Below are 23,276 nucleotides of genomic sequence, written 5' to 3'. Positions count from 1 at the left end.
GTGTTGACTGTGAGGGTCCGTGGCCAGGCAGTTTTTATCTGTGCCTGCCGGTGTTCATCCGTGGCTAAAGATGGAATTGGCCTCGGACACCATTCACGATTCGTCTTGAAACCATTACCATGGGTACTACTGCTCTGGGCTTGGCTCATTATCACTATCACCATTAAGAACAGGAACGTCTATGTGTGGCATTGTCGGCGCAATCGGCGCAACGGAATGTACTCCCTTTCTACTTCAGGGCCTGAGAACACTTGAATACCGTGGCTATGACTCTGCTGGGCTGGCGGTGCTGCACAATGGCTTGCAGCGCGCCCGCGCCAAAGGGCGTGTGGCTGAGCTCGAAGCCCGTGTGGCAGAAAAGGCAATGCAGGGGCAAGTCGGCATTGCCCACACCCGTTGGGCGACCCATGGCGTACCTGCAGAACATAATGCTCATCCACATATCTCTGACGGCCTGGCGGTTGTGCATAACGGCATCATCGAGAATTATGAGTCGTTGCGCTCCATGCTGCAGGGGTTTGGGTATGTGTTTACGTCTGACACTGATACCGAAACCATTGCCCACCTGATTCGTGCTTGCCTGAAGGGCGATATGGGCGAGCCGGCCGTTGATCTTTTTGCGGCGGTGCAAGCAGCCGTGGCGCAATTGCAGGGGGCATTTGCGCTGGCGGTAATCAGCGAAGATGAGACAGATACCCTGATTGTGGCGCGTGAAGGCTCGCCGTTAATGCTGGGCGTTGCCGAGGATGGGTATTATGCGGCGTCAGATGCGTCGGCATTGCTGTCTGTCACACGGCGCATGATGTACCTGGATAATGGTGATGTGGCCAAGCTGACGCGCCAGGGTATCACGCTGGTTGATGGCAATGGTCAGCCGGCTGAACGTGCGGTGATCACCTCAAGCCTTTCTGCAAATGCGGTGGAGCTGGGTGAGTTTAATCACTACATGCAGAAGGAAATCTTCGAGCAGCCTCAGGCGCTGGGTAATACGCTGGAAATGATCAGTGGTGCTGGGAAGCTGGAGCCGGGTATCTTCGGCGCTGAAGCCGCCGACGTTTTTCAGCAAATAGACTCGGTGCTGATTATTGCCTGTGGCACGTCGAGCTACGCTGGGATGACGGCGAAATACTGGATCGAGCAGGTGGCAGGTGTGCCCTGCAATGTTGAAATTGCCAGTGAATACCGTTACCGGGTGAGTGTGGCGAACCCGCGTCAACTGGTGGTGGTAATTTCCCAGTCAGGTGAAACAGCAGATACCTTTGCGGCGCTGGAACATGCTAAAGCCCAGGGCCAGAAGCACACGCTGGCGATCTGTAATGTGCCGGAATCCGCCATTGTGCGTGAAACTGCGTTGCGCTTTATTACTCGCGCCGGGCCGGAAATCGGGGTGGCCTCTACCAAGGCATTCACCACCCAGTTAAGCGCGCTTTTCCTGCTGACACTACTGCTGGCCAAGGCTAATAAGCGCCTGAGTGAGAAAGACGAAAAAGCCTACCTGGATGAGCTACGCCATCTGCCGGTTGCGGTGGATAAAGTGCTGGCGCTGGAACCCAGCATCGAAGCCTGGGCCAAGCATTTCGCTAACAAACATCATGCGTTATTTCTTGGACGTGGTCGCCATTACCCGATTGCACTGGAAGGCGCGCTCAAGCTGAAAGAGATCAGCTATATTCATGCGGAAGCCTATCCGGCGGGTGAGCTTAAACACGGCCCGCTGGCGTTGGTGGATGCCGAAATGCCAGTGGTCGTCATTGCACCTAATGATGAACTGCTGGAAAAGCTCAAGGCCAACATGCAGGAAGTTAGTGCCCGAGGCGGCCAGCTGTATGTATTTGCCGATGGCGATAGCCGTGTGAGCGAAAGCGAAGGCGTAAATGTACTGCAGATGCCCGAGCACTATGGTCTGTTATCTCCTGTGTTGCATGTGGTCGCGTTGCAGCTTCTTTCGTACCACGTTGCCTTAGTAAAAGGCACCGACGTGGATAAGCCACGCAACCTGGCGAAAAGCGTCACGGTTGAGTAATGAACCTGCGTCATTAATTCAGCCATGTTGATGATATACCGGTTTTTGCAGGGTGGCTTCGCGAAGCAAGCCACCTACTCTGCCGTGAGGCGAGCCGGGTTATGGTGCCGAGGCTGAGAAATGGCGGATTACGCCGTGAATCCACCCTACACGGGGCATTTTGAAAACGCCGAAGCAATTCGAATACGGTGAAGAAATTCGAATATTTACCTTAACAATGGAAATACAGGCTCGTGTGTTAGGCTATGGTTTTTTTCAGAACAATGGCCTTTTGACATGCAGTTTGAGCCTCAGGCAGTACCCGATGTTGTATTGATGACACCGCGCGTTTTTGGTGACGAGCGCGGTTTTTTCATGGAAACCTTTCGCCACAGTGCTTTTGTTGAGCACTGTGGCGATTTTGCGTTTGTACAGGATAATCACAGCCTGTCGCGTCAAGGCATTTTGCGCGGTTTGCATTACCAGTATCGGCAGCCCCAGGGCAAGCTGGTCCGGGTGATACGGGGAGAAGTGTATGACGTGGCGGTTGATATGCGCCAGGCCAGCCCCACTTTCGGCCAGTGGGTCGGTGTGACGCTGTCTGCTGCGAACAAGCAGCAACTTTGGGTGCCGCCAGGTTTTGCACATGGTTTCTATGTGCTGAGTGAAGAGGCTGAATTTGTCTACAAGTGCAGTGATTATTATGCACCTGGGGATGAGGTGTCACTGAGGTGGGATGACATGGATTTAGCAATTGACTGGCCTTTGCTTGACCAGCAGCCGCCCATGCTTTCCGCCAAGGACGCTGAGGCGGTGGCGTTTCGTGAGGCACCGACGTTTTGATATGTCACGTTTTGACATACCGATGTTTTGCTGTGCTTACGTTTTGATTAAAACCAGGGCGGCTTGGGCTGCCTGCCAACCTGTATGGCTTTGAACATGAACCAGACAACGTTTGAATCGCCCTTTGCTGAAGGTAATAGCTTATTTCGTCAAGGAAAGTACGAGGATGCCATCAATGCCTATCTGCAGGCGATTGACAGGTATTCTGCCTTTGAACCTTATTACGTCAACCTGTCTGAAGCCTTGCTTGCCAGTGGCAAGGAGGGGGGTGAGGCAAATGCCGTTCTACAAGCGGTTACTGCCAAGGGGAATGCGTTAGTTACAAAAGAAATGTATTCCAATGTCAAAAGATCAAGATTGGTTAACAGCAAATGGTATCTGGAGGAGTATAAAAACTTTCTCCCTAACGGTATCGATGCCGTCATGCATTACCTGGTTTTAGGTTGGCGTCTTGGGTTTAATCCATGTAAACGTTTTAATACTAATGGTTACCTGGAAAATAATGGTAAACATATGCAGCGTGGCGAAATGCCTCTACTGCATTATCTTTACAAGCACAATGAAAGTAGCTTTAAAATTGCTAACCAGAAAAGTAAGAAGAATAATGAGTTAGCTGAATTGGCGATCAAACTCTGGAGTGGTCACTCGATCACATCAATGAAGGTTCTGCGCGAAATTCACGAGAATGAAAACCTTGACGGTGATAAGCGCTGGTCAGCACTTTGGCAAGCGGCTCGCTGGTTGTTTTTCTGCGGCCATATAGAGGAGGCCTTAAGCTATGCAACGGCAATGGAAAATTTGCCTGATGTTAATAGCTTAAGAAAAGAAACTGTATATCTGAAAGCCTTCTGCTTGTTAGCGCTAGAGAGGAAAGGTGATGCTGCAGAGGTATTGCAGCGCTATATTGCTAAAAATGAACGGGATGCAGATGCCCGGTTTGCCCTGGCAAATGCGATTGATAACGACGAAGAGCGCTTGGAGGTTATCAACAAGGCGTTTGGCTTGCACGGATTTTCGGGTATACAGCGCAAGGATGAAAGGTTGCCGCTTTCCATTTTAAATATTAAGGGAGAGAGCGATCAGGAGGTTACCGAAGGAAAAAAAGTTTCCATCGTAATGCCTATATATTGTGCCGGTCATCAAGTCCGTATAGCGATAGAATCACTGCTTAATCAAACTTACAAGAACATTGAAATTATTGCTGTTGATGATTGTTCAACAGATGATACGTTCACTATCCTTCAGGAAATTGAAAAAGAGGATTCACGTGTCAGGGCGATACAGCCGTCTGAAAATGGGGGGGCCTATGCGGCACGGAATTACGGGCTCAAGTTTGTAACAGGCGAATTGATCACAACGCATGATAGTGATGACTGGTCGCACCCTCAGAAAATCGCCAGGCAAGTAGAGTATATGGAACAAAACACGTCTGTGATGGGCTGTTCCGTTCACTGGGTTCGAGTTCGCGATGATTTGTCATTCACTCAGAATTGGCGTCCTGTTAAGCATATCATCCATTGGAGCCAGTCTTCCTTCATGTTTCGTAGGGAGGTGCTGGAAACGCTAGGGGGCTGGGATGTCGTGAGAGTTGGAGGCGACACAGAGTATATATGGCGGATGCAAGCTTTTTATGGCAATTCATCGCTGGCCAAAATATATCCTGATACGCCATTGGCTTTGGCCTTAGATGAAGATGCTTCTCTTACGCGAACCAAGGCAACGCATGTACGGACAGTTTATTTTGGTCTCCGTCATATCTATCGTGAAATTTGCCGTTGGTGGCATGTGACGCAAAGTGAGCTGCATATTTCAGGTAGTGAATCGAAACGTATCTTTCCTGCACCGAGAAATATGTTTGAACGTCAGGAAGGGCCGCTTGTGTTTGGAGCGGTTATAGCGGGTGATTTTTCACGCCTTGAAGATTGTTTGAAGGCGGCGGATTACATAGGCCAATGTGGTAGCGAAAAAGTCGCGCTTTTTTATTGGCCTGATTTTGATAAAACCACTGACTCTTTATGTAATCTGTATTTTGAGTTGCTGCGAGAAAGTAAGGTGGAACCCGTAGTAATGGGCCAAGAGATAGAAGCAAAAGAGTTTTATATAACAGATAAGAAGCTACTGGACTTTCCACTGGACGGCTATCCTGAAATGACAGGCTTTAAAAGCTGGCAGCCAATCAAATAACGTTTAATTATGATCAATGTGTTGGTTTTAAAGTGTCTGTGCCAGAACTTGGGTGAAAAAAGATTATGAAAATTGCGGTGGCAGGAACCGGTTATGTCGGGCTTTCGAATGCGCTGCTATTGGCGCAGCATTATGACGTAGTCGCGGTGGATATCGTCAAAGAGCGGGTGGAACAGCTCAATCAGCGTCAGTCGCCTCTTGAGGATGCCGAGGTGTCAGCCTTTCTGGCTCGGGAAGATATTCATTTTCATGCCACCCTGGATGCAGAAGAGGCTTATCAGGCGGCAGATTACGTGATTATCGCGACGCCAACAGACTATGATCCGGCCACCAATTACTTCAATACGCAAAGTGTTGAAACGGTCATACAGCAGGTGATGGCGGTTAACCCCAGCGCGGTGATGGTGATCAAATCGACGGTGCCGGTGGGTTATACCGTGGAGGTCAGTCAGCGCCTGGGGACACATAACGTTCTGTTCTCGCCCGAGTTTCTGCGTGAAGGCAAGGCTCTGCACGATAACCTTTATCCGTCGCGCATTATTGTGGGGGAGCGCTCCGAACGTGCGGCGACGTTTGCTGAATTGCTCAGACAGGGGGCCATGGATCAGAATGTTGAAATACTGCTGACCAACAGCACTGAGGCGGAAGCCATTAAACTGTTTGCCAATACTTACCTGGCGATGCGTGTGGCGTATTTCAATGAGCTGGACACCTATGCTCAGACCCATGGGCTGGATACCCGTCAGATCATCGAAGGGGTCGGGTTGGATCCGCGTATCGGCAAGCACTACAACAACCCAAGCTTCGGCTATGGGGGGTATTGTCTGCCAAAGGATACCAAGCAGCTGTTGGCCAATTATCAGGATGTGCCCAACAACATGATTCAGGCCATTGTAGAGGCGAATCGTACCCGCAAGGACTTTATCGCGGAATCTGTCTTGCGGCGCAATCCTGGGGTCGTGGGTGTTTATCGCCTGATTATGAAGGCCGGGTCGGATAACTTTCGGGCCAGCGCCATGCAGGGTGTGATGAAGCGGCTCAAGGCCAAGGGTATAGAAGTTGTGGTATATGAACCCGTGCTGGAAGACACGACGTTTTTTGGTTCCAGGGTGATACGTGATTTTGACGATTTTACTGCGCAGTGCGATGTGATTCTGGCCAATCGCCTGGTCGACGAGCTTGCACATGTAGCGGATAAAGTCTTTACCCGTGATCTGTTCGGCAGTGATTGATCTTTCAGCAACAGCGTGTTGACGCCATATACAATGTGCCTTTTGGCCCCGAGGAGATTAATTAGTGTGGACATGGATTGCTTCGTTAATGGGGGCCAGGCCTGACGCGAGAAAACGCCGCCAGTCAGGAGAAAGCTTCACGGATGACCCGCCTGATGATTTCGATAGTCAATGGTATTTGAGTGCTTACCCGGACGTCGCCGCTAGCGGTATCGACCCATGGCTGCATTATCAGCGCCATGGGCGCGCGGAAGGGCGTTTGCCACGTCGCAACCGTGTGGTTGCCTGGGATCATGCGCTGTGGCGTGGTGCGGATGCCATCATGGTGCCGCGCCTGGAGTGGCTTATAGAGGCGGCTGATGCATCGCCGGAGGAGCGCCAGCAGGCTCGCTGGGCGCTGGCCCGCTGGTGGCCCTGGCAACATAACTGGAGCGTGCTGCCTGGGTGGTTGTCGCCGTTGTTGGTTGAGTGGCCTGTGCTCTCGGGCGATACGTCCAGAGCCCCTGCGCTACTCGCGGTTGAGGCGTGCACCCGCCTGGCGCTGGCGGCAGATGAGCGCACAAGCGGTGCGTTGTTTGATACGCAATATAACTCGGTGATGTACCAGGCGTTGTCAGCTTTGCAACAACATGACGATGACCATGCAGATACGTTTCTGGCTCAATCCAACGCAGCACTGGCTCAGGCAGCAATGGCCCAAGCGGCACCGGCTCAGAACGATCAGGCGCAATTGAGCCCGCTCAATGCGATGTGGGCAGCACATGGATTGGCCACGGTGCGCAAAGCTTCTGAAAAAAAGCCGCTTACGCTGGATAATCTGGCGCCGGAAGAAGCTGCGGCCAAGTCCTCAGCAGCTCCCCGGACGCCACGAGTGAGTGTGGTGATACCGCTTTATAACGCGGTGGCCTCCATCTCAACCGCTTTGCGGAGCCTGTTTGAACAGCGCTTTTCTGGTGCGCCGATTCCTTTTGAGATAATTGTGGTGGATGATGCCAGTGTGGATGCTGGCGTGGCAGCGGTTGAAGCGCTCCGTGATGACTGCCCAGCCCATATTGAGTTGCGTATCATCCGTCATGCGGCCAATCAAGGGGCGTATGCGGCACGCAACACCGGTGTCGCTGCCTCGCGTGGGGAACTGATTACCACCCATGACAGTGATGACTGGTCGCACCCGGATAAACTGCGCCTGCAGATTGAAGCACTGAACCATATCACCAGCGCAGAGGCTTCGATTTCCTGGTGGGTCAGGGCGACGCCGACCCTGTTGTTTCATCGCTGGCGCCTTGATAACGAGGGCTGGGTTTATCCCAATCTGTCTTCTTTAATGGTGCGCCGTGAGGCGTTGAACCGCGTGGGCTTCTGGGATGATGTCAAGGTGAACGCCGACAGTGAATTTCGCGAGCGTCTGGAGGCCATTTTTGGTGAGGGCGCTATCTGTGAAGCTTTGCCGGGTGTTCCTTTGTCTTTTGGGCGCTCTGATGCGTCATCACTGAGCCAGCATAGTAGTACGCATCTGGTGACCCAGTTTCTGGGTGTCCGTCATGACTACATGGCCAGTGCCCGTCGTTGGCATCAAGCGGCGGCACCTGACGGGCTTTTCCTGGCACAGAATCCCACACAGCGTCCTTTTTACGCTCCCCCTGCGATTTGTCGTGAACTGACTCAGCAAGCCGTTTATCAGCACCCTCTGGATATGCTTCAGGCAGCGCAGTATGAGCCCACACCATGGTTTGATGCGGGCTGGTATCTGCGCACCCACGTTGATCTACAACAGGCGCTGGTAGACCCATTAACACATTTCTGGCAGGAAGGTGAGTCGCAAGGGCGTGACCCTGGTCCGTCTTTCAGTGTGTCTGGTTATCGCTATTTATACGCTGAGGAAATGGTTGACGATGAGTCAGCCCTGCTGCATTTCCTGCACACAGGACATGACGCCGACTATTCACCCAGGCCCATAATCCCAGGCGTCTGCTCGTCTGTTGAAGGGCAGCCTACTGTGCTGGTGTGTGGGCATGCCGCTGGGGAAACGCTTTACGGTGCCGAACGTAGCCTGCTGGATGTGGTTCAGGGGTTGCGCAGGCTTGGTATGAACGTAGTGGTAACACTGCCAAGCGCAGTAAACCGGTCGTATGTTGATGCCTTGCTGGCGGAAACGTTGGCCGTAGCAATCCTGCCATATGGCTGGTGGCAAAAAGGTAAGCCCGTTGAACCTGTCACACATGATTACTTTTGTCAGTTAATTCAGCAGTTTGATATTGCCGTACTGCATGTAAATACTGCCGTGCTGGATGAACCGCTGCATGCTGCTCGAACTGTGGGGATTCCTACGGTAATGCACGTACGTGAACTGCCAGAACATGATAAAGCGCTCTGCGAAACGCTCAACGCTTCTGCCGCTGACATCATGCAGCGGGTGCGTGAGCTTGCCGATATTCCGGTGGCGAATTCACACTGTGTGGCGGCCGCCATTGGCTGTGAACGTACGATGATTGTGCCGAACACGATTGATCTGGCACCTTTGTTAGCTTTGCCTGTCAGAGAGGCTGGCGACACTCTGCGGGTCGGCATACTTAGCAGCAATCTGGCAAAAAAAGGGCTTGCGGATATTCGCCAACTGGCTGATTTGTTGAGCCATCATACGGAGCAAATCGAAATCTGGTTATATGGCCCGCCAACGCCAGATCTGGCCACGCTTCTTGATTCCCAGGGGCAGCAGAGCTGCAGAATCATTGATGGTGGTTACATTGACTCCCCCGCATTGGCCATGTCCAAGCTGGATGTGGTATTGAATCTTTCGCACTTTCAGGAGTCTTTTGGACGTACCGTATTGGAAGCCATGGCTGCTGCTCGCCCTGTGGTGTGCTACCACTGGGGGGCTTTGCCAGAGCTGGTGATTTCGGAAAAAACCGGCTATCTGGTGCCTTTGGGTGATGTTGATGGTGTGGCCACCCGCTTAGCCGCACTGGCGGATTCTCCAGAATTACGCCAGCGCTTAGGCCAGGCAGGACGTGAGCGTGCGGTTGCCTGTTTTGGCCCGGACGCACTGCAAGAGGCATTGGCCAGGGTTTATGCCAGCGCATTGAATGGAGATCCGAGGAAGCAACGTCACGTATGAGCATGGTGAACTGGTTATCGCGTCAGACTCGCGCTGTCACGAACAAGCGTGATGAACTCCCTGTTGACAAATGGATGCTGGACTATCCATCCCCTGAACGTGAGGCGCTAATAGACGCTTCAGGTCGGCGGGTGCAAGGCTGGTTACTGATGCCTGAGGGTAGCGAAGCAATGCTTGGACAGGTACGGATTGTGGTTCAGTGGTCAGCTGAACAGGAAGGCGTCTATCCGCTGGATGTTGAGCGGCCGGATGTCGTCGAAACCGTATTGCAGGCAGAGCCTGGCAAGCACCTGCAGTCTTGCTGTGGGTTTCGTTTTCATGTGCCTGCGCATATTGCTCATTTTCGTTTGCTGATGACCATGGGAGAGCAGCGCTGGTTGTTGGAAGACGTAGCTGTCACACCGGTTTCAAAACCGATGTCAGCCCCTTTGAAGGTACTGGAAGGCAAGCAGGGTTGGCTGTTTCTTGATAATGATACCAATGCCAGCGTTGACCAGTTTCGCGGTCGCCTGCGGTTGACCGATAAAGGCATGAGTGACTGGCAGACGTATCTGCAAGGCGTTGATCAACTGGCAAAACAACGCAACATCCCCTGGCGGATGCTGATTGCGCCCTCCAAGGAAAGTGTGATGGGGGAGGCTTACCACCCTTATGATGCGGGGGATGGCCCCATGTCACAATTGTTAAGCCTTCGCGAGGCTTGTTCAATTCTGCATCCTGTCAAAGCGTTAAAAAAACTCGGCGATCGGGCATTTATTCCGACCGATACCCACTGGACTCAGCGTGGCGCCAAGGTTGCCAGTGTGGTGTTGGCAAAACGCTTGAGGCTTGATTTTCGCCGTTATCGGCAATCTCTGGCTAAGGACCGCTATGTAAAGCATGAGATGGGGGGCGATCTGGGTAACAAGTTAACACCGCGACAGAAAAGTTGTGTCGATATTCTGCGCTCATTCAAATACCAACCCTATAAGCGCTACGATAATGGCTTGCCTAATTTCGGTCGGATCATCGTATTGGAATATCCCGATGCGATCGAGCAGGGGACAGCGTTAATTTTTGGTTCATCGTCGAGTTATTCGATGTTTAATTACCTGTGTCGCTTGTTCCAGCGTGTCATTTTTATCCATTCGGCGGGTAATCTTGACCCGGAAGTGATCAATGCTACCCAGCCTGACTATCTTGTTATTCAGACCAATGGCCGTTTTGTGATTCAGATTCCGCTGTTGGATCAACCGCTTGTCGAGACTATTCGTGATAAAGTGTCTCGACTGGAAAAAGATGATAAGGCATTGGTATGCGAGCGCTATATTCACGCAGATTCAGCGTACCTGCGTGATGTTGGCCTTGAACGATGGGATGAATATGCGAGAACAGTGTTGAGATGCTGAAAGTGATCAGAAGCGTGTCGGCAAAGACAGCGGCAAAAGTATTCGATGTGACGCAACGTTGGTTGAGTCAACAAGCGGGTGGAAAACCTTTTTGGCATCGTGAACCGGTGTTTCATCCCTGGCAGGCTGATGATGATCAGCTGCAGTTTGAACTGGTAGGGGAACGGCCCTGGCCAGGCTGGAACATGATTGAGCTGGATGTAAACGGCGACGAAATGTACGGCGTGGCCACTATTACTGTAGAAGCCCGCCATAAACGCTTTCAGCTGGGTATTCCGCTACGCCCGGGTAAAACAGCCAAGCGTCTTGTCTTCATGCCGTTCGGTGTGAAACGCATCCTGATTACCACGGTTAATGCCATGGGCGCGTTCCAGGTGCAGCGTTTGCGCTGGGTGTGGTTGACGCCCTGGTTTGCTCATGACCGGCTGGCACGGCGCCTGTCGAGCATTCATCCGAATTATAAAGGCATGAGCAGGCGTCAAGTGTGGCGGGCCTTGCATCAGGAATCCGTGGCACGAGCCTGTAGTTGGAAAAGTATTGCTCTGGCGGAACATACCCAAACCTTTATGCGCTCGTGTGCGCACTATAACTATAGTGATTGGGTAGTGAATGTTGAGCCTGAAATTGACAGACTTCCGGCTCACTGGCAGCCCGATGACCTCATTGCTTCGCCCACTTTTGCTGTGCTTTTGCCACTGCACGAAGAAGAGTTCCAGCGAGTTGGGATGGACGGTTTAAAACAGACGCTGGAGTCTTTACGGGCGCAGAATTACCCACAATGGGCGTTAAGTGTTTCAGTTTCTTCTGAGTTGCCTGAAAAGCTGGCCCATGCGATCAGGCTAATGATTCATCAGACGTGTGAAAAAGCGTCTCGCGTTAGCGTTTGTCGTGAATCAAGCCTTACAGCACTGAGTCACCATGCATTTATCCATTCAACCGGGGAAGGCATTCTGAGCCTTGCTCCTGGCGATGTGTTGGCGCCGGAAGCCTTGGCCAGAGTCGTTGACGGCTGGCTTGATGAGCCGGATTGTCAGCTTTTTTATGCCGATGAAGATGTATTGGGCAGCGATGGACAGCGCGCTAAACCACGCTTCAAGCCGCAATGGAACCCGGACCTGTTGCTATCATCCGGCTATATTGGCCGAATGACGGTTTATAAACGCCGGATGTTGTGGCGTCTTGAGGTTTATCAGGGAATTGGCCGTCGGATACGTGGGGAATTAACGCGCCCGGATATCGATCACGCCCAGGCACTGCGTTTCCTCTCCTGGCAGTATCAGCGTGAAGAGTCCGCTTCGGTGGCAGTCAAGCACTTGCCCTGGATGCTCTACCATCGCCATATTGCCCACCATGATGCTGATCAGCAACGTCAGGACTACACCGGTTCGCTCGTAGAGGACTGGGTTCAGTTTACCTTGCCTGGTTGTGATGCCAGCGTTACTCATGGTCAGCTGCCTTTTAGTGCGCATGTTCACTGGCCGATCAATGAAAAGCCACCGCTGGTCAGTTTGCTGGTGCCAACCCGTGACGGTGTGGATATTCTGAAACCCTGTGTCGACCGTATTCTGGAATTAACAGAATATCGCCACTTTGAATTGTTGATACTGGATAACCAAAGCACCTGTCCGCGCACGCTTACCTATCTGGCTGAGGTCGAGGGGCGTGATCCTCGTGTCAGGGTGCTGCGCTGGAATCATCCGTTTAATTATTCAGCGATCAATAATTTCGGCGTGCGGCATGCCAAAGGTGAGATCATCGGTCTGGTCAATAATGACATTGAACCGATTGATGGTAGCTGGCTGGCAGAAATGGTACGGCAGGTGTTGCGCCCGGAAATTGGGTGCGTGGGGGCAAAACTTTATTACCCGAATGGCACCCTGCAGCATGGCGGCGTTATTCTTGGGTTGGGTGGTGTTGCCGGTCATGCGCACCGCTTTTTTCCGCGTCAGTCCGATGGTTACTGTGGCCGCCTGAAACTGGCACAGAACCTGACCGCCGTGACGGCCGCCTGCTTGTTGCTGCGCAAAAATGTGTTCAACGAGGTGAATGGGTTGAATGAGCCACGCCTTGCCGTGGCTTACAACGATGTCGACCTGTGCCTGAAAGTCCATCAGGCCGGGTATCGCAACCTATGGACACCTTATGCAGAGCTTTATCATCACGAATCCATCTCCCGAGGAGCGGATGACACCCCGAAAAAGCGTGCTAGATGGCTGAAGGAAATGGCCTATATGCGCCGTACCTGGGCGCATTTGCTGGATAATGACCCTGCCTACAATCCGAACCTGACGCTGGTGTATGAGGATTTTTCGCTGCGTTAGGCTAGTGAGGAGTGAGCGCTGGTGGGTTTTGTAGGGTGGCTTCGCGGAGCAAGCCACCAACTCGCCGCGAGGCGAGCCGGATGCTGGTGCCGATATCGAGAAACGGCGGATTACGTCGTGAATCCGCCGTTATATATTTCCCATGGTTGAGGTCGGTGAGGGCGGATTACGCCGGGAATCCGCCCTACGTTAATGATGTACCAGGTTTTGTAGGGTGGCTTCGCGGAGCAAGCCACCAACTCGCCGCGAGGCGAGCCGGATGCTGGTACCGATGTCGAGAAACGGCGGATTACGCCGTGAATCCGCCCTACGTTAATGATGTACCAGGTTTTGTAGGGTGGCTTCGCGGAGCAAGCCACCAACTCGCCGCGAGGCGAGCCGGATGCTGGTACCGCGAGAAACGGCGGATTACGTCGTGAATCCGTCCTACGTTAATGATGTACCAGGTTTTGTAGGGTGGCTTCGCGGAGCAAGCCACCAACTCGCCGCGAGGCGAGCCTGAGGCTGGTGCCGATATCGAGAAACGGCGGATTACGTCGTGAATCCGTCCTACGTTAATGATGTACCAGGTTTTGTAGGGTGGCTTCGCGGAGCAAGCCACCAACTCGCCGCGAGGCGAGCCGGATGCTGGTACCGATGTCGAGAAACGGCGGATTACGCCGGGAATCCGCCGTTGTATATTTGCCATGGTTGAAGTCGGTGAGGGCGGATTACGTCGTGAATCCGCCCTACGTTAATGATGCCCCAGGTTTTGTAGGATAGCTTCGCGAAGCAAGCCGCCAACCTGCCGTGAGGCGAGCCTGAATTGATAGGGTTCCATCCTGTTAAAAAATGATTGAGTAGAGTCAATGAGTGAGCGCTGGTTGGTGTTAAGTGACGGGGCGCGGCCGACCGAGGATATCTATTTCCTTGAATCGGTCGCGCCTCTTTTGCGTGCTGGTGGGGATGATGTTGGGCGACTGGATATACGTGGCTGGAAGGGCTGGTTAGCCAAAAAGCTGCTGCGCCGTATGGTGGGCGTTAATCTGATCATCTGTCGCTCGTTGCCAAGACGCTGGATTGACTGGCTGCAACTACACCGTGCTCAGTTTGGACGTGTGGTCTATGTGATTGACGATGATATCGAAGCGGCAGCCAGCGATTTAACGCTTCCTGATCATTACCGACAGCGTATGGCGGACATTGCTGAGCGACAGGCTGGCTTGCTGGCGTTGTGTGACGAGGTGGTGGCGTGCAGCGATGCGCTGGCTGCACGCTTTCGTTCGCGTCATTCCTCGGTATCGGTATTAACCCCGCCGCTGCTGGCTCAGCTGCCTTCTGTTACGCATTTTGAATCACCTCCCTCTCGGCAGGCGCCGTGGCGTATTGGTTTTCATGGCACGCGTGCTCACCTGAATGATCTGGTGCATATATCACCTGCATTGCAAGCCCTTCAGCAGCAGCGGGAGGACAGTACCATTGAAATCATGCTGGGTAAGCACACACCTGCGTCTCTTTGTCAGTTACCTCGGGTGACGACGCCTGATCCGCTTTCGTGGCAGGCATTTCGTCGGTATCAGACCCGTCATCAGATCCATATCGGGTTAGCGCCGTTGTTGGAGTCACCGTTCAATCAGGGTAAGTCATTCATCAAGTTTCTGGATATTGCGGCGATGGGCGGCGTAGGTGTCTATGCTAACCGCTACCCATACACGGAAATTGTGCGTCACGGTGAAAATGGGTTTTTGGTAGATGATGAACCAGAAGCCTGGCAGATGGCACTCAACGACTTGCTGGATAACCCTGAAGTGGCCGCCAGAATGGCACGTACTGCCGCATTGGATGCCAAGCGTATTGGCGACCCACGCCATACATTGGCATTTTGGCAAGGTCTCAAAGACGTAACGTTGTAAAGCAAGCGCTGTAGAAGCGATTAAGGTGCCCATGGAGCAGCGCAAAAGCTATATACTTTAATCGAATCATAAAATTATTTTTTATTCTTTTATGTTCTTTGTGATATGCGGCTATGATGGTGGCATTCTCCATCCTTACCAGGGGAGGTGCGATCATGGCGCTATCCGCCCATCACACTGAACATGAATTATCAGCATCTGGATTGTCTGCTTCAGGCTTATCGGTTGCCAGGCAATCTTTTTCAGAATCATCGTTAGCAGCCGCTTCTGCTTCAGAACTGTCTGCTTCAGAACTATCGGCAGCCAATCAGGCGCTGGAGCACCAATCAGCCGAGGAGCGGGTTGAGTGGTCGCTGGCGCACTTGCCGGGTGCTTTTGTGCTGAGTTCCAGTTTTGGCATTCAGTCAGCGGTCTTGCTGCATCTGGCGACACGTATTGAGCCTGACCTGCCCGTTCTGCTGGTGGATACAGGCTACCTGTTCAAGGAAACCTATCAGTTCATCGAGACGCTCACAGAGCGCTTGCAACTGAATCTCAAGGTGGTGACACCTGACATGTCACCCGCCAGACTGGAAGCCAGTTACGGTAAGCTGTGGGAGCAGGGCGCTGAAGGTATTACGGATTATAACCAGATGATGAAGGTGGCGCCGATGGAGCAGGCACTGGAGGATCTGGGCGTTGGCACCTGGTTTGCTGGATTAAGACGTCAGCAATCTGGTTCCCGAGGTGAGCGTCCGGTTATCGAGCAACGACAGGATGGGCGCTATAAAGTGTATCCGTTGATTGACTGGTCTAACCGCGATATTCACCGCTACTTGACCGAGCACGATTTGCCTTATCACCCTCTGTGGGAAGAAGGCTACGTCACCGTCGGGGATTGGCATACCAGTCAGCCACTGCGTCCGGGTATGCAGGAAGAAGAAACCCGCTTTTTCGGCCTGCAGCGTGAATGCGGTCTGCATTTGTAGCGGTTTTGTGCCACGGATAAAACCTTTAGATCATTTTTGGCCACGGATGAACACGGATAAAAACCCAACAATTTTTTAGGTTTTAGGTTTGACCTTATCCGTGTTGATCCGTGTGTATCCGTAGCCTTGTTTCCGTGTCTTTACTCAGCGTGGGTTCAGTGTCATCGGTAGGCCACCTTCTGGGCGCAGTGTCAGGCGGCACTCAATCTCTGTTTTGTGATCCGGCAAGCAGTGCGGTGTGAACTGCTGTGCCAATGTCGCCAGACACAGGATGCCTTCATATAACCCGAAGCGCTTACCCAGACAGACGCGTGGCCCCACGCTGAAAGGTAAGTAGGCAAATTTATCGGGTCTTGGTGCGCCGGGCATAAAGCGCTCAGGTATAAAGTGATCCGGCGCTTCCCACAGTTTGCGATGACGGTGTAACAGCCAGGGAACAGCCAGAATAACGCTGTTACGGGTGACTTTGCGGTTGCGTATCTGGTCTTCTTCTCTGGCCTGGCGGCTCAGTAAAGGGACTGGCGGATACAGGCGCATCGATTCTTCAAATACTGCCCGCGTGTAAGGAAGCTGATCGATATCATCGAACGTCGGTGTTCTCACCTGTAAAACGCTATCGAGTTCGTGTTGCAGCTTCGCCATGGCATCGCGATCATAATCCAGCAGGTACCAGCACCAGGCTAGCGAGTTGGCGGTGGTTTCATGGCCTGCCATAAACATGACGATAGCTTCATTGCGTACCGCGTTTCTTGCATGCGGGCAGCCGCCTTTGGCGGGATCCCCCATTTGTTCAATAAAACTCTCTATCAAGCTGAAACGGCCTGATTCCGCGCCTTGGGTGTTCATGTGACGATCAATAATACGGTCAATCACCTCATGTACCTGCTGTGCCGAATACCGCGTTCGCGCACGACGTCTTGGGTTGCCAAACAGTTTCAAAAACGGCAGCCCTAGCATATTGGCAAGATCAAGCTGTTCGGCGTGTTGCTGATATTCGCTAAAGCCTGCCACAACCTGCTCAGCTTCTTTGTCCGTTGTGTCGTCACCAAAGATGGTTCTGCCGATAATTCGGGCAGTGAGGTGCGCCATTTCCTTGAGCATATCCACGGGCTGGTCAGCGGCCTTTTGGTGCCACTGGCGAGCGGTTTCTTCAGCGGATGCTGTCATCACCTTGGTAAATTCGGGTAGCAGGCCATTATGTAATGCGGGTGCGCACTGTTTTCTGCGGGTGCGCCATAAATCGCCGTCGCTGACAAACAATCCGTCGCCAAGAAGTGGCGTTAGTGCTTGGCGCATATGTGGGCTTTTGCGGTCGTAGTTGGCATGCTCGGCGAGAAATACGTGGCGAACGGTATCGGGGCTGTTGCACAGAATGTAATTCTGGTTCAGCAACGTCATCTTCGACGTGCGTACTGAATAGTCACGTTCGCGCCATACACGGAGCAGGTTGTGCTGTGCCATATGCATGCGCTGCATCATGCTGGAATCAGCGGCGGCATGAGCAACACTCACCGGAGGTGCCTTTTTCTGAGCGTTTAAAAAAGCATCCTGAAGCGAATCGTGAATGGAGGTAGCCACTTCGGCAGGCGCAGCAGTTGGGCACATAAGCAAAGGGCCTTCTGGGCGATAGTGATATGTGGCTACCTAGTTTACATTATTTTTAATGCATAAGTTGTATGGCGCTCAATCAAAAGGGAAATACCAGCGGCGTGATGATGAGTACGGCGGCGGAGTAGGCAAGGCTGACAGGTAGGCCTGTTTGTAGAAAGTCGGCGACGCGGTAGCGACCAGGAGAATAAACCATCAAATGCGTCTGGTAACCAAACGGAATTAGGAAACAGGCGCTGGCACCATAAGCAACCGCCATCACAAAGGGAAGTGGGTCGGCGCCAAAGGCTTGAGCAGTGCTCCATGCGACCGGAAACGCAAGCGCGGCAGCGGCATTGTTGGTAACAGTTTCCGTGAGCAGCAGGGTCAGCAGATAACAGCCGATAAAAGCAGCATAAATACCATAGCCGCTGAACATGGCCTGCATGCCTTCTGTCAGCAAAGTGGCAGCCCCCGAGCTCTGCAGTGACTGGGCAATGGCCAGTGCCGAGCCGATAATCAGCCAGAGTTCAAAGGGAAAGCGGCGGCGAAGCTCCGTCACGCTAAGCACCTTGCCAACCAACAGCCCGCCGAGTAATAGCATCAGCCCATGAAAAAGTGGTAGCACATTAACTGTGGCGAGGCCGATAACGGCAATAAAACCGCTGAGTGTTAGCACGCTTTCACGGCGATTAAGCTGCGGCCGCTTGAAGCTGCCACTTAGCAGGTGGAAGTTGCGATCCAGATTGCGGTGTTGACGGAAATCCGCGCTTACCGCCAGTAGCAAACAGTCACCGACGCGCAGCGGAATCTTGCCAAGCTGGCCTTCTAGGCGTTTTTCGCCGCGCCGTATGCCAACCACGCCTGCGCTGAACATGCTTCGGAAGTCAACGTCCTGCAGGGTTTTGCCGGGGAGTTCCGATTCGTGAGAGATGACGACTTCCACCAAATTGGTGGCCAGCACATCGTCAGCCTGATGACCAAACAGCGTTAACCCTTGAAAGCGTTGCAATGCCTGAACTTTATTGGTCTCCCCGGTGAATACCAGGGTGTCGTCGGGCTGCAGAAGCTCTTCTGGCCCGACTGGGCTGATAAGACGACCGTAGCGCTCGATTTCCAGCAGGTAAAGGCCTTCCAGGCGGCGCAGGCCGTTTTCTTCAATGCTCTTGCCGACCATAGGGGACTGGGCGTGAAGGTCGGCGGCTAGAAAGTAGGAAAGCTTTTCTTCTGTATCTTCCGGGTGATGGTGTGGAAGCTTCTGGGCACGCCACAGCAAAACACCGAAAGTGATCAGCGCTACGGGAAGACCCACCAGGGCAAACTGGAACATGCCAAGCTCGTTGCCCGCCGCATTCAGATAAAAAGAGTTGACCACCAGATTGGTGGAAGTGCCGACCAGCGTGGTAATTCCTCCCAGAATGGAAGCATAGGAGAGAGGAATCAGCAGGCGCGAGGGGGCAATATGGTGCTGGCGGGATATGGCACCGAGAAAAGCTGCGACAACGGCAGTGTTATTAAGAAAGGCGGAAAGAACAGCCGTGGTGCCCATCAGGCGTGCCGTCGCAAAGCGTGAATCACCTTTTAGCAGGCGGCTGGATAGCCAGTCCAGTAACGGTGAGCGCTCCAGGGCAAGTGATACCAGCAACAGCAACAGCAAAGTCGCCAGCGCCGGGTTGGTAAATTGCGCTAGCAGCGTTGAGGTATCTACCAGCCCCGTCACCAGATATACGCCAGCCAGGCTGACAAAAGCCGTCGCGGGTTTGACTCGCCCGCTGATCAGGCAGGCGAGCATAATGGCGATGGAAACGAGAACAGCCCAGGGCGTCATCGGTGAGTGTCCTTTAATATGAACGAGTGGCTTGCTCAATTTTACGCAGCCTTTTATGATGGTGTCTAATCTTTGATGTAACTGAGTGGCTTTTGTATTTTAAATCCTTAGCAAACAGTGAGTTAAAAAACTTTAAATGACTAAACATTTATCGCCTGAAAAGTTAAATGAACGCCGTATCAAGGCGGTTCAGTTGCGCTTGGATGGTCTCACTGTGGTTCAGGCGTGCGAGCTTACAGGGCTATCAGCACCGACAATTTCTGCTGCCTGGAAAGCGTTTCGTGAGGGCGGCTGGTCCGCTGTGCCCGTTCAGTCTCGTGGTCGCCACAAGGGGCAGGCGAATGTGCTGGCTGCGCCGCTAAAAGCGACGTTATGGCAAACTCTTTATGAGTTGCCAGCAGAAGGCGAGCCCGGCTGGAGCAGTGCGGCCCTGGCACAGCGCGTGGAAACGGTTCACGCTAAAGCGCTCACTCAGCGGGCGGTTGAACACTGGTGGCAGGACGAGCAGCTCAAATTAGATGCCTGGGCGCTGGCCCCGTTGAGCAAAGAGCGTTCAGCGCGAGGGCGTTGGTACCGTCAGGCAGTAATGCCTGCGTTCAAGAACGTTAATGCTGCTACGCATCGCTGGCAGGGCGGTGTCCGTCATCTTCCCCTTCCAGGCGGCTCTGTTTATCAACTGTATTTCCATGGTCCGCGTGGCCGGTTGTGGATGCGCTGTTTCAGGCGTCCGCCCGTTGCGCAGGATTATCTGACATCGCTGAAGGCACTGGCGGCCAATGGCCCAGCCGCACTGGTATTCCATGGTGCTGTCTTGAGCGCTGCCCCTGAGTTAACGGCATGGCTTGCCGCTCAGCGGGATTTCTGGCTGGTACAGGTACCAGCAGATATTGGCCTGGTGCGCGGCGGATCTGTTCACACTGGCTTTAAAAGAACTGTTTCCAATAGTTCTGTTTCAAGTACTTCTGTTTCAAGTACTTCTGTTTCAAGTACTTCTGTTTTCAATAACTCTAACTCTGATTCCAAACGCAAGCAGGTAAAACGATGACATCCCTTACCCATTTACAACGGCTGGAGGCGGAAAGCATCCAGATCATGCGGGAAGTGGTCGCCGAGACGGATAATCCGGTGATGCTCTATTCCGTCGGCAAAGACAGTGCGGTCATGCTGCATCTGGCGCGTAAAGCCTTCGCCCCGTCACCGCCTCCGTTCCCGTTGATGCACATTGATACTCGCTGGAAGTTTCGTGCCATGTACGATTTTCGTGATGTTATGGCACGCGAAAGTGGCATGGAGCTGATTGTGCATATCAACCCGGAAGGGATTGAGAAAGACGTTAATCCCTTCACACATGGTTCGGCGATTCATACCGAAATCATGAAAACCGAAGGGTTGAAGCAGGCGCTCGATAAATACGGGTTTGATGCTGCCTTTGGTGGTGCGCGTCGTGATGAAGAAAAATCGCGTGCCAAAGAGCGTATTTTCTCCTTCCGTACAGCTCAGCACCGCTGGGACCCAAAAAACCAGCGCCCGGAGCTTTGGAAGATCTACAACACGCGTAAGCATAAGGGTGAGTCCATTCGTGTCTTCCCGCTTTCCAACTGGACAGAGCTGGATATCTGGCAGTACATCTATTTACAGAACATCCCGATTGTACCGCTTTATTACTCTGCCGAACGCCCGGTCGTTGAGCGTGATGGTGCTTTGATCATGGTTGACGATAAGCGGATGCCGCTTGAGCCAGGCGAAGTGCCAATGATGCGCAAGGTGCGTTTCCGTACGCTGGGGTGCTATCCGCTGACAGGGGCTATCGAGTCCGAAGCTGATACGTTACCGGCCATCATTCAGGAAATGCTGTTGACCAATACGTCCGAACGTCAGGGGCGCGTGATTGATAACGACAGCGCCGCTTCGATGGAGAAGAAAAAGCAGGAGGGGTACTTCTAATGGCACATTCATCCGATATGATCGCCGCAGACATCGAAAGCTACCTGAAATCGCATGAGCATAAAGGGCTGTTGCGCTTTATTACCTGCGGTAGCGTTGATGACGGTAAAAGCACCCTGATTGGTCGCTTGCTGTTTGAATCCAAGCTGCTGTTTGAAGACCAGCTGGCCTCCATTGAAGCCGACTCCAAGAAATACGGCACCCAGGGCGGCGATATGGATTTCGCTCTGCTGGTTGATGGCCTGGCGGCGGAGCGCGAGCAGGGCATTACCATTGATGTGGCCTACCGGTTTTTCTCCACCGATAAACGCAAGTTTATTGTTGCCGACACCCCAGGGCATGAGCAGTACACCCGTAACATGGTGACCGGCGCATCCAACGCTGACGCGGCAATTCTGATGGTGGATGCGCGTCATGGCCTCATGACACAGACGCGTCGTCACAGCTTCCTGATGTCACTGATGGGCATGCGCCATATCATTGTGGCCATCAACAAGATGGATCTGGTCGATTATTCCAAGGCCCGCTTTGATGAGATTGTCGAAGAGTACCGTATCTTTGCCAAGCAGCTAGGGCTGGAAAACATCACCTTTATTCCGATGTCGGCGCTGAAGGGCGATAACGTCATCGAGCATAGCGCGAAGATGCCCTGGTACCACGGCACCACCCTGATGGGCTACCTGGAAACCGTGGAAGTGGATGACGAGCGCCTGCAGCGCGACCTTTTCCGCATGCCGGTGCAGTGGGTTAACCGCCCCAATCTGGATTTCCGTGGTTTTACCGGCATGATTTCCAGCGGTATCGTCAAACCGGGTGATGAAATCCGTGTGCAGCCTTCTGGCAGCACCAGCAAGGTAGCCCGTATCTATACCTTTGATGGTGATCTGGAGCAGGCAGTGGCAGGCCAGTCGGTCACGCTGCTGATGGAAGACGAAATCGATATCTCGCGTGGCGATGTCATTTCCGGCGTTGCTTCTCCGGCCCAAACCGCGGATCAGTTCGAGACGTCGCTGGTGTGGATGCATGATGATCCCTTGCTGCCGGGGCGACCTTACCTGATGAAGCTGGGTGCTCAGACCGTCAGTGCGACGGTGACGGATATCAAATATCAGATCAACGTCAATACCCTTGAGCATACGGCCAGTAAGCAGTTGGATCTGAATGGTATCGGGGTCTGCACGTTGAGTCTGAATAAAGCGGTCGCCTTTGATCCCTACAAAGAAAATCAGGATACCGGCGGCTTTATCCTGATTGACCGTATGACCAACAATACCGTGGGCGCCGGTATGCTTAATTTTGCCCTGCGTCGTAGTCAGAATATTCACATGCAGCATGTGGATATCGACAAGCAGGCACGTGCTGAAGCCAAGGTGCAAAAGCCAGCGGTGCTGTGGTTCACCGGACTTTCCGGGGCGGGCAAATCAACCATTGCCAACCTGGTCGAGAAGAAGCTGTTTGCCCAGGGTCAGCATACCTACCTGCTGGATGGCGACAACGTACGCCACGGGCTGAACCGTGACCTTGGCTTTACGGATGCTGATCGGGTTGAAAACATTCGTCGCGTGTCTGAAGTTTCGAAGCTGATGGTGGATGCTGGTCTGATCGTGTTGACCGCCTTTATTTCGCCTTTCCGCAGCGAGCGCCGTATGGCCCGCGACCTGCTGGATGATGGCGAATTTATTGAGATCTTCGTCGATACGCCGCTATCCGTTGCGGAAGAGCGTGACCCGAAAGGTCTGTATAAGAAAGCGCGTCGTGGCGAGCTGCAGAACTTCACGGGCATTGATTCCGCTTATGAAGCGCCTGAAGCAGCGGAAATTCATCTGAATACCGATAAAATGCAGCCCGAAGAAGCCGCTGATGCGGTTATTGCGGCATTACGTGAACGCGGTTTAATCAACTAACTTGTCAAGCAGATGATATTGCCCCGCTAACCCAAGGTTAGCGGGGCGTATCTTGCCAGGATGCACGT

Annotated in this window: 14 protein-coding genes; 12 read left to right on the top strand and 2 right to left on the bottom strand. The window is 53.0% G+C overall.

Translation table 11 applies throughout. The annotated features are described in order from the left end of the window. Positions 1–181: 181 nt before the first annotated feature. From glmS to ACU6TU_RS11935, 9 genes are all read left to right on the top strand, one after another. The gene (glmS, locus tag ACU6TU_RS11975) at positions 182–2,023 is read left to right on the top strand and encodes a glutamine--fructose-6-phosphate transaminase (isomerizing) (protein ID WP_447141636.1); all 1,842 of its coding nucleotides are present in this window, start codon (positions 182–184) and stop codon (positions 2,021–2,023) included. Positions 2,024–2,299: 276 nt separating this feature from the next. Further along, a complete protein-coding gene (rfbC, locus tag ACU6TU_RS11970) occupies positions 2,300–2,845 on the top strand; it encodes a dTDP-4-dehydrorhamnose 3,5-epimerase (protein WP_447141635.1) in 546 nt (181 codons plus the stop codon). 96 nt (positions 2,846–2,941) lie between these two features. Next, positions 2,942–5,029 carry a glycosyltransferase gene (locus tag ACU6TU_RS11965; protein ID WP_447141634.1) on the top strand — a complete coding sequence of 696 codons (2,088 nt, stop codon included), beginning with the start codon at positions 2,942–2,944 and terminating at the stop codon, positions 5,027–5,029. Positions 5,030–5,094: 65 nt separating this feature from the next. Beyond that, positions 5,095–6,261 (top strand): nucleotide sugar dehydrogenase, encoded by a 1,167-nt coding sequence (locus tag ACU6TU_RS11960; protein WP_447141633.1) that lies wholly within the window; start codon positions 5,095–5,097, stop codon positions 6,259–6,261. A gap of 64 nt (positions 6,262–6,325) precedes the next feature. Further along, positions 6,326–9,376: a glycosyltransferase gene (locus tag ACU6TU_RS11955; RefSeq protein ID WP_447141632.1), complete on the top strand. Its 3,051-nt coding sequence runs from the start codon at positions 6,326–6,328 to the stop codon at positions 9,374–9,376. Next, a complete protein-coding gene (locus ACU6TU_RS11950) occupies positions 9,373–10,764 on the top strand; it encodes an alginate O-acetyltransferase AlgX-related protein (RefSeq protein WP_447141631.1) in 1,392 nt (463 codons plus the stop codon). The genes ACU6TU_RS11955 and ACU6TU_RS11950 overlap by 4 nt, the downstream gene beginning before the upstream one ends. A gap of 14 nt (positions 10,765–10,778) precedes the next feature. Further along, complete coding sequence (locus ACU6TU_RS11945; RefSeq protein WP_447141630.1) at positions 10,779–13,085, top strand: glycosyltransferase family 2 protein; 2,307 nt, start codon at positions 10,779–10,781, stop codon at positions 13,083–13,085. 848 nt (positions 13,086–13,933) lie between these two features. Then, a complete protein-coding gene (locus ACU6TU_RS11940; protein WP_447141629.1) occupies positions 13,934–14,977 on the top strand; it encodes a glycosyltransferase in 1,044 nt (347 codons plus the stop codon). A gap of 155 nt (positions 14,978–15,132) precedes the next feature. After that, positions 15,133–15,945, top strand: coding sequence for a phosphoadenylyl-sulfate reductase (locus ACU6TU_RS11935; protein ID WP_447141628.1), 813 nt, complete (start codon positions 15,133–15,135; stop codon positions 15,943–15,945). Positions 15,946–16,089: 144 nt separating this feature from the next. On the opposite strand, the gene ACU6TU_RS11930 is transcribed toward ACU6TU_RS11935, so the two are convergent. Both ACU6TU_RS11930 and ACU6TU_RS11925 read right to left on the bottom strand, forming a co-directional pair. Next, a complete protein-coding gene (locus ACU6TU_RS11930) occupies positions 16,090–17,550 on the bottom strand; it encodes a cytochrome P450 (protein WP_447141627.1) in 1,461 nt (486 codons plus the stop codon). 82 nt (positions 17,551–17,632) lie between these two features. Next, on the bottom strand, positions 17,633–19,360 hold the full coding sequence (locus tag ACU6TU_RS11925; protein ID WP_447141626.1) for an SLC13 family permease: 1,728 nt from the start codon (positions 19,358–19,360) through the stop codon (positions 17,633–17,635). 136 nt (positions 19,361–19,496) lie between these two features. On the opposite strand from ACU6TU_RS11925, the gene ACU6TU_RS11920 reads away from it, so the two are divergent. From ACU6TU_RS11920 to cysN, 3 genes are read left to right on the top strand one after another with little or no spacing between them, the layout of a single operon-like run. Beyond that, on the top strand, positions 19,497–20,405 hold the full coding sequence (locus tag ACU6TU_RS11920; protein WP_447141625.1) for a helix-turn-helix domain-containing protein: 909 nt from the start codon (positions 19,497–19,499) through the stop codon (positions 20,403–20,405). Further along, a complete protein-coding gene (gene cysD, locus ACU6TU_RS11915) occupies positions 20,402–21,304 on the top strand; it encodes a sulfate adenylyltransferase subunit CysD (RefSeq protein WP_447141624.1) in 903 nt (300 codons plus the stop codon). The genes ACU6TU_RS11920 and cysD overlap by 4 nt, the downstream gene beginning before the upstream one ends. Continuing rightward, positions 21,304–23,208, top strand: coding sequence for a sulfate adenylyltransferase subunit CysN (gene cysN, locus ACU6TU_RS11910; RefSeq protein ID WP_447141623.1), 1,905 nt, complete (start codon positions 21,304–21,306; stop codon positions 23,206–23,208). Before cysD ends, cysN begins: the two co-directional genes overlap by 1 nt. The last annotated feature ends 68 nt before the right edge of the window (positions 23,209–23,276 follow it).

This window comes from Halomonas sp. LS-001 (genome assembly GCF_052983955.1).
Note: the sequence above shows the minus strand (reverse complement) of the source record. Positions and strands in the feature narration are given on the sequence as shown.